Annotated in this window: 18 protein-coding genes; 13 read left to right on the forward strand and 5 right to left on the reverse strand. The window is 47.2% G+C overall.

The window, feature by feature from the left end; translation table 11 throughout:
• The first annotated feature begins 71 nt into the window (after nt 1-71).
• The 6 genes from moaB (at nt 72) to udp (ending at nt 3368) form a co-directional block, all read left to right on the forward strand.
• A complete protein-coding gene (gene moaB / locus OCU60_RS05345) occupies nt 72-578 on the forward strand; it encodes a molybdenum cofactor biosynthesis protein B (protein WP_074374481.1) in 507 nt (168 codons plus the stop codon).
• 18 nt (nt 579-596) lie between these two features.
• Nucleotides 597-1076, forward strand: coding sequence for a cyclic pyranopterin monophosphate synthase MoaC (gene moaC / locus OCU60_RS05350; protein WP_074374482.1), 480 nt, complete (start codon nt 597-599; stop codon nt 1074-1076).
• Nucleotides 1073-1318 (forward strand): molybdopterin synthase sulfur carrier subunit, encoded by a 246-nt coding sequence (moaD, locus tag OCU60_RS05355; protein ID WP_074374483.1) that lies wholly within the window; start codon nt 1073-1075, stop codon nt 1316-1318. The genes moaC and moaD overlap by 4 nt, the downstream gene beginning before the upstream one ends.
• 1 nt (nt 1319) lies before the next feature.
• The gene (gene moaE, locus OCU60_RS05360; protein ID WP_074374484.1) at nt 1320-1772 is read left to right on the forward strand and encodes a molybdopterin synthase catalytic subunit MoaE; all 453 of its coding nucleotides are present in this window, start codon (nt 1320-1322) and stop codon (nt 1770-1772) included.
• A gap of 176 nt (nt 1773-1948) precedes the next feature.
• Nucleotides 1949-2365: a CBS domain-containing protein gene (locus OCU60_RS05365; protein ID WP_074374485.1), complete on the forward strand. Its 417-nt coding sequence runs from the start codon at nt 1949-1951 to the stop codon at nt 2363-2365.
• 241 nt (nt 2366-2606) lie between these two features.
• A complete protein-coding gene (gene udp / locus OCU60_RS05370) occupies nt 2607-3368 on the forward strand; it encodes a uridine phosphorylase (protein ID WP_074374486.1) in 762 nt (253 codons plus the stop codon).
• Nucleotides 3369-3431: 63 nt separating this feature from the next.
• Here udp and OCU60_RS05375 read toward each other — a convergent pair whose 3' ends face one another.
• Complete coding sequence (locus OCU60_RS05375) at nt 3432-4238, reverse strand: hypothetical protein (protein WP_074374487.1); 807 nt, start codon at nt 4236-4238, stop codon at nt 3432-3434.
• 354 nt (nt 4239-4592) lie between these two features.
• Nucleotides 4593-6638: a methionine--tRNA ligase gene (gene metG, locus OCU60_RS05380; RefSeq protein WP_074374488.1), complete on the reverse strand. Its 2046-nt coding sequence runs from the start codon at nt 6636-6638 to the stop codon at nt 4593-4595.
• Between the two features lie 278 nt (nt 6639-6916).
• Between metG and apbC the strand changes: the two genes are divergently transcribed.
• The 3 genes from apbC (at nt 6917) to OCU60_RS05395 (ending at nt 11263) form a co-directional block, all read left to right on the forward strand.
• Nucleotides 6917-7987: an iron-sulfur cluster carrier protein ApbC gene (gene apbC, locus OCU60_RS05385; RefSeq protein ID WP_074374489.1), complete on the forward strand. Its 1071-nt coding sequence runs from the start codon at nt 6917-6919 to the stop codon at nt 7985-7987.
• Nucleotides 7988-8153: 166 nt separating this feature from the next.
• A complete protein-coding gene (udk, locus tag OCU60_RS05390; RefSeq protein WP_074374490.1) occupies nt 8154-8795 on the forward strand; it encodes a uridine kinase in 642 nt (213 codons plus the stop codon).
• 320 nt (nt 8796-9115) lie between these two features.
• On the forward strand, nt 9116-11263 hold the full coding sequence (locus OCU60_RS05395) for an AsmA family protein (RefSeq protein ID WP_074374491.1): 2148 nt from the start codon (nt 9116-9118) through the stop codon (nt 11261-11263).
• Nucleotides 11264-11386: 123 nt separating this feature from the next.
• Here the strand turns inward: OCU60_RS05395 and cobO are convergent, their stop codons facing one another.
• Nucleotides 11387-11992 (reverse strand): cob(I)yrinic acid a,c-diamide adenosyltransferase, encoded by a 606-nt coding sequence (cobO, locus tag OCU60_RS05400; RefSeq protein WP_074374492.1) that lies wholly within the window; start codon nt 11990-11992, stop codon nt 11387-11389.
• A gap of 237 nt (nt 11993-12229) precedes the next feature.
• Here cobO and OCU60_RS05405 point away from each other — a divergent pair, with 237 nt between their 5' ends.
• Nucleotides 12230-12706 carry a low molecular weight protein-tyrosine-phosphatase gene (locus OCU60_RS05405; protein ID WP_095533338.1) on the forward strand — a complete coding sequence of 159 codons (477 nt, stop codon included), beginning with the start codon at nt 12230-12232 and terminating at the stop codon, nt 12704-12706.
• 55 nt (nt 12707-12761) lie between these two features.
• Here OCU60_RS05405 and OCU60_RS05410 read toward each other — a convergent pair whose 3' ends face one another.
• Nucleotides 12762-14021 (reverse strand): outer membrane protein transport protein, encoded by a 1260-nt coding sequence (locus OCU60_RS05410; RefSeq protein WP_074374493.1) that lies wholly within the window; start codon nt 14019-14021, stop codon nt 12762-12764.
• 852 nt (nt 14022-14873) lie between these two features.
• Here OCU60_RS05410 and fadI point away from each other — a divergent pair.
• The 3 genes from fadI to OCU60_RS05425 all read left to right on the forward strand — a co-directional run bounded on the left by fadI (nt 14874) and on the right by OCU60_RS05425 (nt 19029).
• Complete coding sequence (gene fadI, locus OCU60_RS05415) at nt 14874-16202, forward strand: acetyl-CoA C-acyltransferase FadI (protein ID WP_074374494.1); 1329 nt, start codon at nt 14874-14876, stop codon at nt 16200-16202.
• Complete coding sequence (gene fadJ, locus OCU60_RS05420) at nt 16195-18342, forward strand: fatty acid oxidation complex subunit alpha FadJ (RefSeq protein WP_074374495.1); 2148 nt, start codon at nt 16195-16197, stop codon at nt 18340-18342. Before fadI ends, fadJ begins: the two co-directional genes overlap by 8 nt.
• A 138-nt stretch (nt 18343-18480) precedes the next feature.
• Nucleotides 18481-19029, forward strand: a complete 549-nt coding sequence (locus tag OCU60_RS05425) for an NAD(P)H nitroreductase (protein WP_074374496.1) — start codon at nt 18481-18483, stop codon at nt 19027-19029.
• Between the two features lie 143 nt (nt 19030-19172).
• On the opposite strand, the gene OCU60_RS05430 is transcribed toward OCU60_RS05425, so the two are convergent.
• On the reverse strand, nt 19173-20051 hold the full coding sequence (locus OCU60_RS05430) for a LysR family transcriptional regulator (RefSeq protein WP_074374497.1): 879 nt from the start codon (nt 20049-20051) through the stop codon (nt 19173-19175).
• Nucleotides 20052-20275: the final 224 nt, after the last annotated feature.

The raw sequence follows: 20275 nt of genomic DNA on the forward strand, positions 1-20275 counted from the left end.
GCAAACCGCTCATAGGGCGCATCAAGGCGAACCATGTCGATATCATCAATGATCAAAATAGGTAAATCTCTATGGGACATGCACAAACTGAATTCAGACCGGCAAAAATTGCGGTCTTAACCGTTTCTGATACGAGAACGGAGGAAAATGATACATCCGGTGGCTATTTGGCTGAACAACTTCAGCAAGCCGGGCATCAGCTCATGGATAAACAGATAGTGGTTGATGATCGTTATAAAATTCGGGCGATTGTTTCCCAGTGGATCGCGGATGAAGGTGTTCAGGTGGTTTTGATCACTGGTGGGACAGGCTTCACTTCTCGAGACAGTACACCGGAAGCACTGACACCACTATTTGACAAACAAGTGGAAGGATTCGGTGAGTTATTTCGAATGGTTTCTTATGAAGAAATTGGCACTTCGACCATTCAGTCACGGGCGCTTGCCGGCTTTGCCAACCATACGGTTATTTTTGCTATGCCGGGTTCAACGGGTGCCTGTAAGACTGCATGGACAAAAATTATTGGTCAGCAGTTGGATGCATCACATCAACCATGCAATTTTATGCCCCATTTATAAGCCGCATTGGAGTCAAACATGAGTCAACTCACCCATATTAATGCCGCTGGTGAAGCCAATATGGTGGATGTTTCCGAAAAAGCTGATTCAGTTCGTGAAGCAAGGGCCGAAGCATTGGTTTACATGGCGGAAGAAACATTACAATTGATCCTTTCCGGTCAGCATCATAAAGGGGATGTATTTGCGACCGCCCGTATCGCTGGGATTCAAGCCGCGAAACGAACCTGGGAACTGATCCCGCTTTGTCATCCACTGTTGTTATCGAAAGTGGAAGTCCGCTTGGCAGCAATCGAGACTGAATCGTGTGTCAGAATCGAATCTTTGTGTCGGTTGACAGGAAAAACAGGCGTTGAAATGGAAGCGTTGACAGCCGCATCTGTTGCCGCGCTGACGGTTTACGACATGTGTAAAGCCGTTCAGAAGGACATGGTCATCGGCCCCGTTCGATTACTGGAAAAGTCTGGAGGAAAATCAGGCCATTTTAAGGTGGAATCATGATTAAAGTACTATTTTTTGCTCAGACCCGAGAGCTCGTCGGGCAGGCAGAACTTGAATTACCATGTACGTTTGCAACCCTTGATGCGCTGAGGTGTGATTTGGCGAAGCGCTCAGAGAAGTGGGCGTTAGCAATGAACGCTGATCGTTTATTGGCTGCAATCAATCAAACCATCGTGTCACTGGATACTGCGATTGATGATGGTGATGAAATTGCGTTTTTCCCACCAGTGACAGGCGGTTGATATGGGATACTCAGTTGCTGTCCAACACGATGATTTTTGTGTTGAAGATGAATATCAGGCATTGTCTCAGGGAGACGATGCTGGTGCGGTTGTTACGTTTGTCGGCAAAGTTCGGGATATGAATCTGGGTAATCAGGTGACAGGATTACATCTTGAACATTATCCCGGAATGACAGAAAAAGCGCTGAATACCATTTGTGAGCAAGCGTTACAACGCTGGCCTTTATTGGCAATTCGCGTGATTCACCGCATCGGTGATTTGGCGATTGGTGCGCAAATTGTGTTTGTCGGTGTCAGTAGTCACCATCGCGATGCGGCATTTGCCGCCAGTGCCTTTATTATGGATACACTGAAGACTCAGGCTCCTTTCTGGAAGAAAGAGACAACGCGTAGCGGAGAACGCTGGTTAGAGAGTCGAGATTCGGATCGAGTAGCTGCTGAAAAATGGCAGTAATTTCCAACAATTATTGTGATTTAACCTCAAGTTCAATTCATTTTGTCTTTCTCTGTCTATTTTTTGTTTCTCTGTTAACAATGATGAATGAAATTGAGTGATTCTATTTAGCAATTAGCTGAAATTAGTCAACACTTACCTTAAAGGCCCAGATGATAGGCTCGAAGGAGAGAACGATGGAATCACTCAAAGTTAGACATTATATGACACAGCATTCGATTACCTTCAAAGCTGATATGTCATTATCTGCCGCATTGGAAAGAGTCATTGAGTTTAATGATTTTTTTAGTGGCCCGGTGATTGATGATCATGGCAGAGTGATTGGTTTTTTATCGGAGCAGGATCTACTTGATAAGTTGGTGAAAGTCAGTTATTTCTGTCAGGACTCCCATATGGTGGGTGACTGCATGACACAAGTGGTTGATACCGTCAGCCCTGATTTACCGGTTATTGAGTTAGCCGATCATATGCGTGATGGTCGCTCAACCTATCCTGTGGTTGAAGACGGGCGATTAGTGGGTGTGATTAATCGACGGGCTGTACTGAAAGCGATTAATAAAAACCTTCATAGTTGCTTTAAACGTCAGGTATAAATTCGGCTGCTCGGATAGTCGCATTCATTGTGTTCAATAAGCCTCGAAATGTTATTTCGCAGGCTTTTTTTGTATTCATTTAAGACTTATGTCACATATTGATGAAATATGATGTTATGTATATTCATCATGTGTGATCTAAGTTGGTTAATGGGAGCCGAATCTTGGTTAAAGTGCGATGAACATTTCATGATACTGAAGTTTGAGTATTTCAACCAAGACGATAATGAAGGAGACAATAATGTCAGATAAAGTTTTTCATCTCGGAGTCACGCAAGAAGATCTGAATGGTGCAACACTGGCGATATTGCCCGGTGACCCTGAACGCGTTAAGAAAATTGCTGACCAGATGGATTCCCCAGAATTTTTGGCGAGTCATCGTGAATTTACCCTGTATCGCGCAAAAGTTGAGGGTAAACCTGTCATTGTTTGTTCAACCGGTATCGGTGGGCCATCCACTTCAATTGCGGTAGAAGAGTTGGCACAGTTAGGCGTTCGCAGCTTCTTACGTGTTGGTACAACAGGGGCAATTCAGCCCAATATTCAGATCGGGGATATCATTGTGACAACCGGTGCTGTCCGGTTAGATGGTGCAAGTCTGCATTTTGCACCGATGGAATTTCCGGCTGTTTCAGATTTTGCCGCGATGAGCGCACTCAAACAGGCTGCTGATGACCAAGGAATCCCGGTCCATACGGGAATTACGGCTTCGAGTGACACATTCTATCCGGGTCAGGAGCGTTACGACACGTATTCTGGTCGGGTGACGCGTCGTTTTCAGGGCTCTGTTGATGAGTGGCAAGCGATGGGTGTGATGAACTTTGAGATGGAATCCGCAACGCTGTTTACGATGTGCGCCAGTTCTGGTTTGCAAGCCGGATGTGTGGGAGGGGTGATTATCAACCGAACACTCAAAGAAATCCCGGATCATGCTGTTGTCAAAGAAGTGGAAGCAAAATCAATCCGTGTTGTTGTGAAAGCTGCAGCGCTCTTGCTCGCTTGATCCTCACCTAAACTAAATTTTTCGGGGCGTCATGTGTGATAACACGTGACGCCTTTTATTGGTCTAGGCCGTGAGTAACTTTGGGAGCGGAAGGTACAGTGTCTCAATGAGCTCTCCCAACATATGATCATAAACGTGAGCAATACTCAGCGAAATATCAGCGGTCATCTGATACATGGCTTCGGGACTAATATTGTAGTCAGAGTGCTTACTCACATCTGATAAAATCGCCAGTGCTTTGGTACATATCGGGGATGAGATCGATAAAGGACTCACCATCGTCAACTGGTTCACTTTTCTCGCGAGTATGTCAGCACAGTGTTGTAAACGCGTTTGTCCTTCGGGTGTATTCATGTCTTCGATACAGATTCTGAATTGGGTCAAAGCGTCCATCGCATCAATGACTTGTTGCCAATTCATATGATATTCATCACTCAAATCTTCTCGGTTGACTTCGATTAACCAAGCGAGCATGACTTCATCCATAAGAAACATACAGTGGCGGATTGCTTTACCGTGAATCATTTGATTGCGGGAAATCGTCCGTTCCGACCAATCCTGAATGAGTGCTTTCAGTTTGAGTTGCAGCACTCGATACATTGGCCGGTTATCAAAATGAGCAATGGAAATGAGGTGTGTGGTTTTCTCATTCAGCAGTCCGGCAAGATGCTCGATTTCAACATCTCTATGCTCACCAAACATGAGTACATGGTGTGTGGCACTTCGGTGTTGGCGGCACAGATACAGCACCTGACGTAAATCAACCAGTAGTTCATACTTACGTTGCAAGGTCGACTCACGTTGTTTGGCAAGATAAAACATGAATCCGAGTATACTGACGGAAATCAGCATCGAAATAATGACAAACATAACCAACTCCTTGTTTGTAGAGAAAGGGCTTGATTTTGTGGTTGTTGAACCTTGTGCAGAATAGCGTTGCGTGCGCTAAAAACATCAGCCAATTTCATTGAAAGTAAACAAGTTTCCCCCACAAAGGTCAAGACACCTTTGTATTCTTGTCGTTAAACATAAGCAGAATTAATGCCAGATTATTTTATATTTAAAATCATAATCTTAACCTTTTATTTACAATTATAGTGCACCGTTATTGTGCGTAAATGATGATCTTGGGGAGATATTGTTTAAGCGTGTGGATGCGTATTGATAAAAAAGGCCTTACCGGTATCCGATAAGACCTTTAACAAGTTGATAACAATGCTGTTTTTACATAACGCGCATACCCGGACGGGCACCTTCGTGCGGTTCAAGTATCCAGAGCTCTTTTCCACCCGGACCCGCAGCGAGAATCATCCCTTCAGACATGCCAAACTTCATTTTTCGCGGCTTCAGGTTGGCAACCATCACGGTATATTTACCCACGAGCTCTTCAGGCTGATAAGCGGCTTTGATACCGGAAAAAACCTGACGAACCTCACCACCGATATCCAACTGGAACTTGAGTAGCTTATTCGCTTTGGGAACTGCTTCACAAGATAAGATCTTCGCAATGCGGAGATCAACTTTGGCGAAATCATCGAATTCGATTTCTGGGGCGATTGGATCTTTGCTGAGTTCCGTCTCTTCCTGAGCGGATGCCTGAATGATGGCTCTTTCGGCCTCAACCGCTTCTTTGGAAGCGTCGATCATCGCCTCAATCTGTTTCGGATCGATGCGGCTGAAGAGGGCTTTAAACGTCGCAATCTCATGATCAACCAAGGGGTGTTGGATGGCATCCCAGCTCAGCGTTTGATTGAGGAATGCTTCACTACGGGCTGCCAGCGCTGGCATCACAGGTTTGAGGTAAGTCATCAGGACGCGGAACAGGTTGAGGCCCATTGAACAGATCGCTTGAAGCTCCTGTTCTTTTCCTTCCTGTTTGGCAATCACCCATGGCGCTTTTTCATCAACATATTGGTTGGCTTTATCCGCCAGTGCGGTAATTTCTCGGATTGCCCGGCTAAACTCTCGGTTCTCATACAGTTCACCGATATGTTCAGCAGCATCAATAAATGTCTGATACAGCTCTGGTTCGACGCAAGTCGCTGCCAGTTGCCCTGCAAAACGTTTGTTGATAAAACCTGCATTGCGTGACGCAAGATTGACGATTTTATTGACGATATCTGAGTTCACCCGTTGGGTGAAATCTTCCAGATTCAAGTCGAGGTCATCAATGCGGTTATTGAGTTTGGCTGCGTAGTAGTAACGCAAGCACTCTGGGTCAAGATGGTCTAAATAGGTTCTCGCTTTGATGAATGTTCCTTTAGACTTAGACATCTTCGCGCCATTGACGGTGACATAGCCGTGAACGTACACGTTGTCCGGCTTACGGAAACCGGAGCCTTCCAACATCGCAGGCCAGAACAGGCTGTGGAAGTAGACAATATCTTTACCGATGAAGTGGTAAAGTTCAGCCTGACTGTTTTTGTGCCAGTATTCGTCAAAATCCAGATCATCGCGTCGATCACATAAATTCTTAAACGACCCCATGTAACCGATCGGTGCATCGAGCCAGACATAGAAATATTTACCGCTTTCGCCCGGGATCTCAAAACCGAAATAGGGCGCATCGCGTGAGATGTCCCACTGTTGCAGACCGGATTCAAACCATTCCTGCATTTTATTCGCCATTTCTGTTTGTAAAGAACCAGAACGTGTCCACGCTTTCAGCATGTCTGCAAATTGGGGTAAATCAAAGAAGAAATGCTCAGAATCTTTCATGACTGGTGTTGCACCGGACACGGCAGACTTTGGATTGATCAAGTCTGTCGGGCTGTAGGTTTCGCCACAGGCATCACAGTTATCACCATATTGGTCTTCTGAGTGACATTTAGGGCAGGTGCCTTTGACAAAACGATCAGGCAAAAACATTTCTTTTTCAGGATCGTACAGTTGGGAAATCGTCCGGCTGGAAATAAATCCATTGGTTTTGAGCTGTTGGTAAATCAGCGAAGAAAGTTCACGGTTTTCTTCACTGTGCGTGCTGTGATAGTTATCAAAGCTAATATCAAAACCGGCAAAATCTTGCTGATGTTCTTGACTGACCGAAGCAATCATTTCTTCTGGCGTGATCCCCATCTGCTGCGCTTTCAGCATAATCGGGGTACCGTGTGCATCATCTGCACAGATAAAGTGAATGACATTGCCGCGCAGGCGTTGGTAGCGTACCCAGATATCCGCTTGAATATGCTCCAGCATATGACCCAAGTGGATAGAACCGTTTGCATACGGCAGGGCACAAGTTACCAGTATTTTTCTTGGTTCAGTTGCCATAACTTATCTTTCGCTCTGTCTGTTATACTCGGATGGCCTCAAAATATAGTCGTATGAAAGCTTGATATGTGATTCTGAGGTTGCCGGAGTGATGTATCAAAAATTTGTGACTGCTAATACTACCTGATGACAAGAATAACGCCAAGGCGTTATTCCTTTCTCTTACAGGGGTTCTGTCTGATTTACTGTGGTGTTAGCATAGGCTTTTGGCGCAGCCCGATGAACGTGTCATCAGGCTGCGTGTCGATTGAAATCGTATCCGGTCAAGAAGGTAATCTATGCGGCAGCTTACACCTCCCCAACAACTCTGTATCTGGTTGAATCAATTTTCTCACCCTTGTTTGCATTCCGATTGGGCATCCCAACCGGGGCTGGTTTACACCCATGAAGATGACCGCTATCACATTGAACTCCCTTTTGCTGCGAATACGTTGGCGGACGAGCTACGTCAATGGATTGCAGCGCAAGACGAACGACCGGTTGCCGGTGACATTGGTGTCCACATCGTGCCGAAAACCTTGCAGACCCAAGTCGCGTCTCCCGTCAAAGGGGTCAAAAATATTATTGCAGTCACCTCTGGGAAAGGAGGCGTCGGTAAATCCACAACCGCTGTGAATCTGGCTTTGGGTCTGGCTGCCTCTCATGCCCGCGTCGGAATCTTGGATGCAGATATCTATGGGCCATCGGTTCCGATGATGTTAGGGACTGTCCATGCGGAACTGGCGGTACGCGATGAACGTTGGATGCAACCGGTTCTGTCACACGGCCTGTATTCACATTCGATCGGCTATCTGATGAGTCAGGATGATGCCGCTGTATGGCGGGGCCCAATGGCCTCCAAAGCGTTCCAGCAACTACTCAATGAGACCGAATGGCCGTCGTTGGATTATTTGGTGGTGGACATGCCCCCGGGCACCGGAGACATCCAACTTACCTTGTCACAGCAGATGCCACTGACTGGCGCAGTCGTGGTCACCACACCTCAAGATTTGGCTCTCGCGGATGCCCGCAAAGGTGTTGCGATGTTTGAAAAGGTCAATGTCCCTGTGGTCGGGTTGGTCGAGAATATGAGTTATCACATCTGTAGTCAGTGTGGTCACCGTGAAGACCTCTTCGGGACGGGCGGGGCTGAGAAAATGGCGCAGGAATATGGTTTGAGTCTATTGGCACAAATTCCATTGCATCGGCAGGTTCGTGAAGATATTGATACCGGTTGCCCAACCGTTGTCGCACGACCTGCAAGCGAGCATTCTCAGCTTTATCTGGCAATGGCTGAACGGGTTGCCAGCCATTTGTATTGGCATGGTCAGGTGATCCCGGATGCGATTCCCTTCACTCATCTGAAATGAGTTTTGTATCAAGCAGGCAGAGATTGGCTGCGTTGAATGCTACTTAGATGAAAGAAAAGATAAATTATGCTTTTTTGACCGTGTGAATCTGGTATCCGGCGGAGCTTGTCTCTATAATCACGCCGGCTTATCTGGTTTCTTTGTCAAATGTATCGAGTGAACAATCATGTCTGATCACAATCAATGCGTCATTATCGGGATTGCTGGCGCTTCTGCCTCAGGGAAAAGTCTTATCGCGAGTACCATATATCGTGAATTGCGAGCCAAAGTCGGCGATCACCAAATCGGTGTGATAACCGAAGATCGCTACTATAAGGATCAAAGTCATCTGAGCATGGCGCAGCGGGTCAAAACCAATTATGACCATCCGAGTGCGCTGGACCACGATTTGCTATGCGAACATTTACAGCAATTGGTTCAGGGAGAGTCGGTTGATGTCCCCGAATATAGTTATACCGAGCATACCCGCACAGACAATACGCAACATATGAATCCGAAAAAGGTCATTATTCTGGAAGGGATTTTGTTGTTGACTGAGCCGCGTCTGAGAGCATTAATGCACGCGACTATTTTTATGGATACACCTTTAGATATTTGTCTGCTGCGTCGTGTGAAACGTGATGTTGAAGAGCGGGGACGGACGCTGGATTCGGTGTTGAAACAGTATCAGGAAACGGTCAGACCGATGTTTTTGCAGTTTATCGAACCATCGAAACAGCATGCCGATATCATTGTGCCACGTGGCGGGAAAAACCGGATTGCCATTGATGTATTGAAAGCTCATATTGCCAAGTTACTCAAATCTTGAACCGGGTATTGCACCGACTTTCTGTTGATAGTGGAAATGGCACCTGACAGCGTGCCATTTTTATTTCCCCACCCGATGACTTTTCCTGCGATATAATTTCCTCTGACTGTGAATGACTGTGAATGACTGTATTGACGGAGAGCTAGTCTCGTCATTGAGCGGCATTTTTTGACATGAGCCTGACGTTGCGCAGAAAGAGACAAAATGCACATGGTTGTCATTTGATTATAAAATACCTATCTTAAGAAACATTCTTATCGTTCAACAGTCTTACGTTCTCTCTAAGAGATCCGGAAAATAAGTGATCAGGAAAATTGCCAATGAAAAAATTCTTCCTTGCGGTTGTGATAATTTGTGTTGTGATTGCCGCTGGTATCGTCACATTAGTCACCGTCGTTGACCCGAATCAGTTCAAACCGCTGATTGTCGAACAAACGAAAAAAGCAACGGGAATGGATGTTGTGATTGGCGGGGATATCCGCTGGCAATTTTTCCCTGCGATTGGTTTTCAGGTTGATGATGTATCGCTGAAAAATCCAACCGGCTTTCAGCGACAAAACTTACTTCATGTATCCCACCTTTCTATTGATGTGGCTGTGATGCCGCTTCTGGATAAAGAGCTGGATATCGGCAGTATCAATCTGGATGGTGCTGATATTCAGATTGAAACCTTGCGCGACGGCACCACCAATTTAGATCGTCTGCTTGATCAACAGCAAGCTCAGCAAACAGACACGGCGAAGCAGACCGATGCTGCCACGCCTGAGCAGACGACTGCAACGGATTCAACTCAGTCAACTGAGAAGGCGCCGTCATGGCAGGTTCGCGTGGCTGGCGTCGATGTTCGCGAAGCTCGTATCGCGGTACTCAATGAGGCTCAGCCAGAAAATCAACTCTCGCTTGATGATGTGAATCTGACAGTGAGTGCTTTTGCCCCGAACCAGTGGACCACCTTTTCTTGGTCTGTTCAGGGGAAACAGGCAGTGCAACAGTTCTCGGTCTCGGGAGAGGGCGAATTTCGCTTATCCGCTGATTATCGCCACTATGCGCTACGCCAGATATCTGTAAAGGGCAGCTATCAGGATGAAACGAACAATGTGCGTTCTCTGACGTTGTCTTTACCGATGTTCGAAGTTGGTCAGGATGCACCGTTTGAGGTGGCGGTTGCAGGTAAAATTGCCGACAATGACGTCGATTTTACTGGGAAAGGCACATTGAATCTGGATGCACAATATCAGCATGTCCGGGTCAATGGGTTGGATACGCAATTAAAGCTGACAGGCGCGCAACTGCCCGTGAATCCGTTGCCGGTTGCGGTACAGGGAAATCTTCGGATGAATCTGCCTGAAAGCCAGTTGGATATGAGCGATTTAAAACTACAAGTGGCGGATGTGAGACTACAAGGGAACTCGTCGCTTCATCTGGGGAATCGGCCTGCGATTCACTTCCGGCTTCAGGGCGATCAAATTGATCTCAGCCCATTTTTACCACCAGCGACGGACACTGCGGCTGCCACACAAGATGGGTCCTCCGCTCAAGCTGCGGTGGCTGCTGCGAATTCGACGACACAAGCGCCCCAAACCGCGTCAACTCAAGAACCGGATCTGACGGCGCTCAAAGCATTTGATCTCGACGGGACGTTAAATATTGCCGGGCTCAAAGCGCAGAAACTGAAGTTAAGTCACTTGGGGATCAACGTGAACCTGCGGCATGGGGTTTTGACACTTGCTGAGTTACAAGCCGATTTATATCAAGGTCATTTACAAGGGCATGGTGTTCTCAATGCCAGTGTGGCGCCCGCCACTTATCAGGTGCAGCAGTCCCTGCAAGGGATTCAGATTCAACCGGTGTTAAAAGCGGTGGCTGATAATGATCGTCTTGAAGGCAAAGGCTCAGTTGCGCTTGATCTGCGCGGCCGGGGCCTCAGTGAAAAACGCCTTAAAGAGAACATTGCCGGGACAGTGAAAGTTCAATTGCAGGATGGTGCGGTCAACGGTATCAATGTGGCTCAGGTCATTCGTCAGGGCTACGCCAAACTGAAAGGCAAACCGTTGGATGACACCAAAGGCGTGCAGAAAACAGACTTTAGTGCTGCCAGTGCAACACTCCGTTTAAGCCAGGGTGTGGCAACCATCAAAGAGAGTACGTTACAGTCTCCGCTACTGCGTGTGCATACCCAAGGTGACGTGAATTACGTGGCGCAAACGATGGATGTGCTTGTCCGCGCATCGATTGTCGGGACGCTGAAAGGCCAAGGCGGAAAAGATATCAATGAGCTGAAAGATGTCACCATTCCGATTCAGGTGAAGGGAAGCTGGACACAGCCTAAATATAAGTTGGTGTTCGATGATGTCATGAAACAGAAAGCAGAAAAAGAACTTGATAGAGGGTTGAAAAAACTGGATGGCAAAATCAAAGATGAGCGTACCAAGAAAGCGCTGAACAAGCTGCTTAAAGGACTTTTATAACGCATTCTCGCGCAAGTTCACACTCGTTGTGCCAATATGATTGCCAAGTGACAATGAAGCTGCAATCAAAAACAGGGACAGGCGAAAGTCTGTCCCTGTTGCGTTATTTATATCGAGTCACGGTTACCAGTCGATCCCTTGCTGCGCTTTTACTCCCGCTTGAAAAGCGTGTTTGACGTTTTTGACTTCCGAAACAGTATCTGCCAGATCAAGCAGTTCCCGATGTGCGCCACGGCCGGTAATGATGACGGTTTGCATCGGAGGCCGTTGTTGCAGCGCGGTGAGAACCTCTTCCAGTGCCACGTAGCCATAACTGACCATGTAGGTCAGCTCATCTAACAAGACCACGTTGAGCGTTTCATCTTGCAACATTTGCTGGCATTCTTGCCACACGGCCTGTGCGGCAGCGGTATCGGTATCTTTATTCTGGGTTTCCCAAGTGAATCCGGTTGCCATGACATGAAATGTGACGCCCAATTTTTCCAGTAGGTTGCGTTCTCCGTTATCCCATGCGCCTTTAATAAATTGCGCCACGCCGCAATTCAGCCCGTGTCCGACGGCTCTGGCAACCGTGCCGAATCCGGATGTTGACTTGCCTTTGCCGTTACCGGTAATCACGATCACAATCCCGCGTTCTTCGGTTGCTGATGCAATTTTTTCATCAACTTTTTCTTTAATTCGTTGCTGGCGTGCCTGATAACGATCAGATTGGTTATCTTCATTTGACATGGTGTCAGGTTCCTATTTCATGGGCGCAATAGCGGTATCATAGCGTAATGATGCGACCGCAAAAACCATAGCTTCAGTAGGGTCAGCCTGAATAGGCTGAGCTACCGGCAAACTTGGCTATTGGCAAACATGGTCATTGGGCTTGAAACTTGTTCGCTCAAAAACTACGAATTTGATGAAAGCATGTAACTCAAGTACGATTTAACCAATCACAAGCAATCATCACAAGGGTCATCCATGCGTCAACATCAACAATCAATTCTGGTGGTCTGTATGGGCAACATTTGTCGTTCTCCGACGGGAGAAGCCGTGCTCAAAGCGAAAGCCGAGCAAATGGGCATCGCGGTTGACGTCGATTCGGCCGGAACCATTGCTTACCATCAGGGGAACCCACCGGATAGCCGGGCGCGAATGGCCGGAGAACAACGCGGCTACAGTTTTGCCGGGATGAGCGCCAGACAAGTGACAAGCGATGACTTCGCGCGTTTCGATATAATTCTTGCCGCGGATCGGGACAACCTTGCTGATTTGCAGGCCAGATGTCCCGCAGAACATCAACATAAGTTATCGCTGTTTCTCAGTCACGGTCAGTCAACAGAAGATGAAATACCGGACCCTTATTATGGCGGCGATGCCGGATTTGAACGGGTGTTAGACTTATTGGAAGAGTCAGCAGAAGCGGTGTTAAGACAGTTATCATCCGTCACCGGATAAAAAAATCCGCCACTCTGGCGGATTTTTGCGTTTACACGGCGGACAACCTCAGGGCTTAGAAGCTGCGGCTGTATTGGAGTCCCAGCAGGACTGCGTCAGCATGTGTAGTGCCGGTAATCTTGCCGAAACTCGATTCTTCAGTGACGGAGACATCTTCACCGATTAAGTAAGTGAAGCCGAAATCGACATTCGATTTTTCATCCAAGTGATAGGTGAAACCGGCAGAAAACCACTGGCGATCTGAGTCGGGTACAGAGATCGAGCGGACATCGTCTTGTGCACTGGTGTCGTACATATAGCCAGCCCGGAGTGTCCAGGTCTGGTTCAGGAAGTAGGTACCACCCAGCGAATAATGCCAGCCATCTTTCCACTGATAATTGTTAATGATGCCACTGGTTTCGGCTGCGAGGACATCGAATTCCGACCACTTAATCCACTGAATACTATAGTGAACCGCGTAGTCGTCATTTAAACGGTGATAACCGGAGAATTCGGCAAAATCAGGCAGTGGCATCACGACTGTATCTGAGATACTGCCATTGTCTTGGGTGTACTTTGCAGATTCAACATCGCCATCCGCTTTGAGATCCGGGCTGTAGTGATAATCGACACCGAAACGGTTATGTTCATTATATTCGTATACGACACCCAGATTGTAGCCGACAGCCCAGCCGTCGGCATCAAGGTCAGTACCGACACCTGAACTCCGGTTTAGTAATTGTACTGTTGCTTGTCCCTGCGGACTGAGTGGGCGTTTGAACTTACCTTGTCCGTAGATCAGATCCAAACCGGCACCAAGACTCCATTGTTCATTGATTCGATAAGAACCGACCACACCGAAGTTGAAGCTTTTTACATCGGTTTTTCCACCGAATTCATACCCGGCATAGCCATTGTCAAATTCAGTTTTAGTCCCGAAATTTGAATAGGCATTAAGCCCCCAGGCAAATTTTTCATTGACAGGGACGACGAGATAGATATTCGGTGCAAACGAGGTGCCACCCGCATCAGAGTAGTTGGCACTGCTTTGGGTACTGGCGATTTTATTGGTGTATGTTGCATCGTCCACATCAATCAGCGTGGTGATGCTTTCAACACCCAGTGACAGGGAAACATCATCAAACAGAGCCATGGCTGCCGGGTTTTTCGCAATAACAGAGGCATTGTCTGCGATGACGGCATCACCAGCGAAAGCACGGCCGAGTCCGGTTGCTGATTGTGCATTGAGTTGAAAACCTGCGGCAAAGGACTGCTGGGCGGTCACTGATATTGCTACTGCGATCAGGGTTTTCTGAAACAGGCGCTTATTGTTCATAAGATAAATTTCCTTTTTTAACGGTCTCTAAATGGACCTTGTCCAGTAAATATCCCTAGTATTATTAGAGTATTTACTTAGTTGGCGGCTGATACTAGGGACTAGTGTAGGGCATAGAAATCCGACCAGTTTAAATTTGTGATGTAAAATTACTGATCTGGTAGCTATATGGCATGAATTGGGGTGAAAAAGTTACTTTTTAGAGTATATGCTCTATCGGGATTAGAGGGTTAAATCATCAATTTGTCATATTTCTAGTGTGAAATGATAAGGTTATAGTGATGGATATATCACACAGAGCCGTTCCCCCATCTTTATATGTAGTAAACTTTCATACATTTTTTGGGGGGTTTGCGTGCTTCTGAAAGAATTTAGGTTATTTTTCTGTAAATCAAAACAAAATTGATCTATTTCAAAAATTATTCACAGAAAGTCATTATAGTAGCTCATGTCATCTGGTTAGCCGTCAGGTTAACATGTTGAGCAAGATGACACTTCCTTTTGAAGGCTGACTTTACTTTCTCCTAATCAGGAAACTGATTTTTCAATTGGCGTAAGTTAATTGCTTTATACATTCCAACCACACAGTTTTGTGTGGTTTTTTTTTGCTTCGATTTTCATATGGGGGCTCTGCGTTGGTGATAAGCGCATGACTTTCACCCCAATACCTTTCACCTGATCACCCTTCACCCGATCACCTTTCGGCAGAGAACACCAATATTCAAAATGTGCTTAGTCACTCTTTTTGCAAAAGAAAATTTTGCAAAAGAAAATGAAGTGGTTGTTTGGCATTTGTTAACAATTTAGCTACAATCTCAACAGGTCAGACCTCTATGCTTATAAGGATATCATATGGCGACAAAGCGATGTCGGACACCGAAACTATGCCGGACACACGCAGGAGAGAGGATCGCGATTGTGAGCGGTATTCGTACCCCTTTTGCCCGTCAGTGGACAGCGTTCCGTCAGGTCACCGCGATTGAGTTAGGCACGATGGTGGTGAATGAGTTACTGCAACGCACCGGTATTGATAAGCAATTGATTGATCAAGTGGTCTTTGGTCAGGTCATCCAAATGCCGGAAGCTCCCAATATTGCTCGGGAGATTGTGTTGAATGCGGGATTAGATGTTCATACCGATGCCTACAGTGTGACACGAGCCTGCGCGACAAGCTTACAGGCATTGACCGCAGCATCGGAAAGTATCCTCTGTGGTCACACGGACATTGCAATTGTCGGTGGTGCTGATTCTTCGTCTGTCCTGCCAATTGGCGTATCGAAAACATTGGCGTCGGCATTATTAGCCAGCTCGAAAGCGAAAACGCTGACGAAAAAGATTCAGGCATTTAAACGCATGACATTGCGCGATTTATTACCGGTTCCACCCGCAATCGCTGAGTATTCTACCGGTTTGTCGATGGGTGATACGGCTGAGCAAATGGCGAAGACTTATCAAATCAGCCGCGAGGATCAGGATGAATTGGCTTTTCAGTCTCATCAGAAAGCGGCCGCAGCCTGGGAGTCGGGTAAATTAAGCGCTGAAGTAATGACTGCCTATCCGAAGCCTTATCAGGCAGTGCTGGATCAGGATAATAACTTGCGGGCAGATACCACCCGGGACGCGTATCACAAATTGCGGCCTGCGTTTGATCGTCGTTTCGGGACAGTCACCGCCGCCAACAGTACGCCCTTAACCGATGGTGCCGCTGCGATGTTGATTATGCGCGAGCAGCGCGCGAAAGAATTAGGACTGCCAATCTTAGGTTACCTACGCTCTTATGCTTATCAAGCTATCCCGGTGAAACAGGATATGTTGATGGGGCCGGCACATACGACACCGCTTGCTTTAGAAAGAGCAGGACTGACATTAGCGGATATTTCGCTGATCGAAATGCACGAAGCGTTTGCATCTCAAGTGCTGGCAAATCTGAAAATGTTTGCCAGCCCCGAGTTTGCAAAACAGATTGGACGCAGTCATCCGATCGGAGAGGTCGATATGACACGATTTAATGTTTCCGGAGGATCGATTGCGTATGGTCATCCGTTCGCGGCAACAGGTGCCAGACTGGTCACACAATTACTTCATGAGCTGAATCGCAGAAATGGCGGTTTTGGTTTGGTGACAGCATGTGCTGCCGGTGGTTTGGGCGCGGCATTGGTACTGGAGGTTGATCATGGCTGAACTGCATTATTCTGAGCAGGGAAGTTTTCATCTGACGATTGAAGACGATCTCGCTTGGCTGGCGCTGGATGTGCCAGAGGAAAGCATGAATACACTGAAAGCATCCTTTAGCGATGAGATTGATGCCATTCTGACAGATTTGTCGCAAGCGGCGCAGCGCGTTAAAGGGTTAGTGATTTATTCCCGCAAACCGGATAATTTTATTGTCGGTGCCGACATCACCATGTTCGAGCAGTGCCAATCGGCCGACGATGCTGCGAGTCTGGCAAAGATGGGGCAGGATATTTTCCACAAAATAGAAGCGTTGCCGTTTCCGGTTGTTGCTGCGATTCATGGCGCATGTCTGGGTGGCGGTCTTGAGCTGGCATTAGCGTGTGATTATCGCGTATGTAGTGATGATCCAGCCACGGCTTTGGGGTTGCCAGAAGTTCAGTTGGGCCTGTTACCCGGCTCAGGTGGTACGCAACGACTCCCGCGCCTGATTGGATTACTGCCCGCACTCGATCTGATTCTGACGGGTAAAAACGTCCGCAGTAAAAAAGCATTGAAACTGGGTCTGGTCAACGCTTGTGTTGCGCAAGATGGCTTATTGAATGCTGCGCGGATGATCATCGAAAAACCGACCAACTTTAAGACCCGCTCAAGCTGGAAAAAGCGCCTGACGAGAGGTGTGCTGGCGTTGAAGACTGTCCGCCATTGGGTGATCAAACAGGCTCGCAAGAAAGCGCAGGCAAAGGCGAAGCATCATTATCCTGCGATTGATGCCATTTTGGATGTCATCCGACAAGGCTTTGATGACGGCATGAGTGCCGGGCTGATCAAAGAGGCTCAAACGTTTGGTCGCTTGGCGATGACCAGTGAATCTCAGGCATTACGGTCTATTTTCCTCGCTACATCTGCGCTCAAACGGGAAATGAAAGCGGATGATCGGGTGAAAGAGGTTCACCATGTCTCGATTTTAGGTGGCGGACTGATGGGCGCCGGTATCGGCTATGTGACGGTCGATAAGGCGAAAAAGAGACTCAGAATCAAGGATGTCAGTCATCAGGGCGTGCTTCACGCATTTCAGTATATCTATCAACGTTTGAATAAAAAATGTCAGCGCAGGTATCTCTCTGAAGCTGATGTCCGGGCCGCAATGGCGACGGTCTCTGGCGGGATCGATTTTTCCGGCTTTGGCGAAACCGATGTCGTGATTGAAGCTGTGTTTGAAGATTTAAAACTGAAACAAGAGATGGTGGCGTCGGTTGAATCACATACCCGGGAGCACACAATTTTTGCGTCAAATACCTCTTCTTTGCCGATTCATGACATTGCGTCTCATGCTGCCCGGCCAGAAAATATTGTCGGTTTACACTATTTTAGTCCGGTAGAGAAAATGCCGTTGGTTGAAGTGATTCCTCATCAAGGGACATCCCCTGAAACGATTGCGACGGTTGTCCGGTTAGCCTACCAACAAGGGAAAACACCGGTCATTGTTCAGGACCGAGCCGGATTTTATGTCAATCGCATTCTCGCGCTCTATATTAATGGCGCGGTACAGTGTTTGATTGATGGCGAGCCAATCGAGAAAATTGATCAGGCGTTGGTCGATTTCGGCTTTCCGGTCGGTCCGATGACGTTACTTGATGAGGTCGGGTTTGATGTGGCCTTTAAGATCTCACCGATTCTCGTTCAAGAGCTGGGTGAGCGTTTCCTCACACCACCGGCATTGGCGCAGCTAATCAGCGATGGGAGAAAAGGACGGAAGTCCGGATTGGGATTTTATCGCTATAAAGGCAAGAAGAAACAGCCGGATCGTTCGATTTACCGTCAGCTAAAAATTCGCGAACAAGTTTCACTCAGTCATCACGATATTGCATTGCGCTGTGTACTTCCTCTCTTGAATGAAGCAGTGATGTGTCTTGACCAATCGGTGATTCGCAATGCTCGTGACGGGGATATCGGTGCCATTTTCGGAATTGGTTTCCCGCCGTTTTTAGGGGGGCCTTTCCGTTATATGGATCAGGTCGGGTTACAGCTGATTGTCGAGCAAATGCAGACGCTGTCTGGTGATCTTTGTCAGCCATGTCCTGCGTTAATGGCGCGTCTGGAGAATCAGCAACTGTTTTATGCAGAGGAACGTCCAAAGACAAAATGACAGGGCGGTTGAGAGCTCATGCGTGAGTCGGACAAATATGAGTGCGTTGCTGCGACTCTCCCGGAGAACAATTGGAGTGTCGATAAAGCTAGTGTATGCTAACTCGGATTGTCAAACTGTTGGCCAAAAGGACGAAAAATGGATGCATTAGAGTTACTCCTGAATCGCCGCTCCGTTGCGAAATTAGGCACACCGGCGCCAGAAGGGAATGTATTGGAAAATATTATCCGGGCGGGGCTTCGCGCCCCCGATCATGGCGGGTTAACGCCTTGGCGTTTTGTGATTGCCCAAGAGCACGGCTTAAAGAAATTGTCGGATATTTTAGTGCAAGCGGTGATTGCTGAGGGTGGCGATGACGCGCAGCTTGAAAAAGTCAAAAATGCGCCTTTCCGGGCGCCGATGGTGATTACCGTGATCGCCAAAGTCACCCCGCATGAGAAAGTCCCGGCGTTAGAGCAGCATTTATCGGCCGGATGTGCTGTGCAGGCGATGCAGATGGCAGCGCAGGCGCAGGGATTCCAAGGGGTGTGGCGCTCCGGTAAATGGATGTTCCATCCGTTAGTCCATCAGGCTTTTGGTCTGGAAGGTGATGATGAGATTGTCGGTTTTCTTTACTTAGGAACACCGCTGCTTGAGCCGATGAAAGTACCTGACCGAAACCTGTCCCGTTTTGTTGAATACTTGTAAGATAAATACAGTTATCGATGTTTTAACGCATGTTTAACAACGATATTCACAAAGTGTATTCACAAAATAGATTGACGAGCGTGAATCATCCTGATGATTTTGTGTCGGGGTGATCCACCGATTTCTCAACCGACCAGATGGCGTTATGAATCCATATGGTATGACATGATGAAATCAATAAAGAGTCTGACTTTCTCAGGCAGATGATCTTTGTGATTGTAGAGCATATAGATATCTCGGGAGTTCGCGCTCCAGTCCTCCAGAATCTGAACCAATTCACCGGTTTCCTGATATTCTTTGATCATGACGTCCGGCATGAGCGTAATACCTAATCCTTCAGAACAGGCCATACGGACGACATCCAGTGTATTGGCCTGAAACCGTCCCCGCTCATTATTGGTCACATGCTCTCCCTTGGTATTTGTGAGTTGCCATTTTAGTAACGGGCTCCCTTTCAGCAGTGAATGATGAATGAGCTCTTCTGCGTGATGTGGTGCCGGGTGTTTCGCCAGATAGGTCGGACTGGCGACCAGAATATCTTTAACTTCGTTAATTTTGCGGGCAATGAGCGAAGAATCACGTTGAGGTCCGACCCGAAAAATGACATCCCACTCGGTGGGATCAAGCTGGTCAGCATGATTGCTTGTGGTGAGCTCAAGGTTGATCTCTGGATAGTCTTGCATGAAAGCCGTAAACATCGGCATCATCATTCGTTTCGTTAGGTTTGAGGGGGCTGATATTTTTATCTTGCCTGACGCGCCCCGACATTCGTCACTGATTTCTTCAGCGGCCATTGATAAACGTTGTAAGAGAGGAGAACACTCTTTGAAGAAACGCTCGCCAGCTTCAGTCAGCGATAATTTGCGAGCATGGCGGTTGAGTAGTCTTAAGTTCAGCGAATCTTCAAGCGCCTGAATACGCCGGGTGATGGTTGCCACCGGTATCAGGGTTCTCCGTGATGTCGCTGTGTAACTTCCATTCTCGACTACCAAGCGGAATAGATTTAAATCGTCTAATTTCATAGTTTCCTGACATAACGGTTAATTAACGGGTTTCACCTGTATACACGGAACTGAATTGTCAAAGTTTGAGGCATATCAACATGTTTATCGAAAACTCATTTTCCAAACATAGTGTATATCCGTAAAAATGGCAGTGGAACATAGAATTTGAAGCTCATTTTTGCGTTTAAAAATAATATTTGTTGGGGTGCATGACTATTTGAACCGGTGTTTTAATGTATAGT

It is taken from the genome of Vibrio spartinae (assembly GCF_024347135.1).
Classification (GTDB): Bacteria; Pseudomonadota; Gammaproteobacteria; order Enterobacterales; family Vibrionaceae; genus Vibrio; species Vibrio spartinae.

Bases quoted from the DNA above. Each gene is read 5' to 3' on its own strand.
- moaB (WP_074374481.1), top strand. From the start codon at position 72: ATGGGACATGCACAAACTGAATTCAGACCGGCAAAAATTGCGGTCTTA.
- moaC (WP_074374482.1), top strand. From the start codon at position 597: ATGAGTCAACTCACCCATATTAATGCCGCTGGTGAAGCCAATATGGTG.
- moaD (WP_074374483.1), top strand. From the start codon at position 1,073: ATGATTAAAGTACTATTTTTTGCTCAGACCCGAGAGCTCGTCGGGCAG.
- moaE (WP_074374484.1), top strand. From the start codon at position 1,320: ATGGGATACTCAGTTGCTGTCCAACACGATGATTTTTGTGTTGAAGAT.
- OCU60_RS05365 (WP_074374485.1), top strand. From the start codon at position 1,949: ATGGAATCACTCAAAGTTAGACATTATATGACACAGCATTCGATTACC.
- udp (WP_074374486.1), top strand. From the start codon at position 2,607: ATGTCAGATAAAGTTTTTCATCTCGGAGTCACGCAAGAAGATCTGAAT.
- OCU60_RS05375 (WP_074374487.1), bottom strand. From the start codon at position 4,238: ATGTTTGTCATTATTTCGATGCTGATTTCCGTCAGTATACTCGGATTC.
- metG (WP_074374488.1), bottom strand. From the start codon at position 6,638: ATGGCAACTGAACCAAGAAAAATACTGGTAACTTGTGCCCTGCCGTAT.
- apbC (WP_074374489.1), top strand. From the start codon at position 6,917: ATGCGGCAGCTTACACCTCCCCAACAACTCTGTATCTGGTTGAATCAA.
- udk (WP_074374490.1), top strand. From the start codon at position 8,154: ATGTCTGATCACAATCAATGCGTCATTATCGGGATTGCTGGCGCTTCT.
- OCU60_RS05395 (WP_074374491.1), top strand. From the start codon at position 9,116: ATGAAAAAATTCTTCCTTGCGGTTGTGATAATTTGTGTTGTGATTGCC.
- cobO (WP_074374492.1), bottom strand. From the start codon at position 11,992: ATGTCAAATGAAGATAACCAATCTGATCGTTATCAGGCACGCCAGCAA.
- OCU60_RS05405 (WP_095533338.1), top strand. From the start codon at position 12,230: ATGCGTCAACATCAACAATCAATTCTGGTGGTCTGTATGGGCAACATT.
- OCU60_RS05410 (WP_074374493.1), bottom strand. From the start codon at position 14,021: ATGAACAATAAGCGCCTGTTTCAGAAAACCCTGATCGCAGTAGCAATA.
- fadI (WP_074374494.1), top strand. From the start codon at position 14,874: ATGGCGACAAAGCGATGTCGGACACCGAAACTATGCCGGACACACGCA.
- fadJ (WP_074374495.1), top strand. From the start codon at position 16,195: ATGGCTGAACTGCATTATTCTGAGCAGGGAAGTTTTCATCTGACGATT.
- OCU60_RS05425 (WP_074374496.1), top strand. From the start codon at position 18,481: ATGGATGCATTAGAGTTACTCCTGAATCGCCGCTCCGTTGCGAAATTA.
- OCU60_RS05430 (WP_074374497.1), bottom strand. From the start codon at position 20,051: ATGAAATTAGACGATTTAAATCTATTCCGCTTGGTAGTCGAGAATGGA.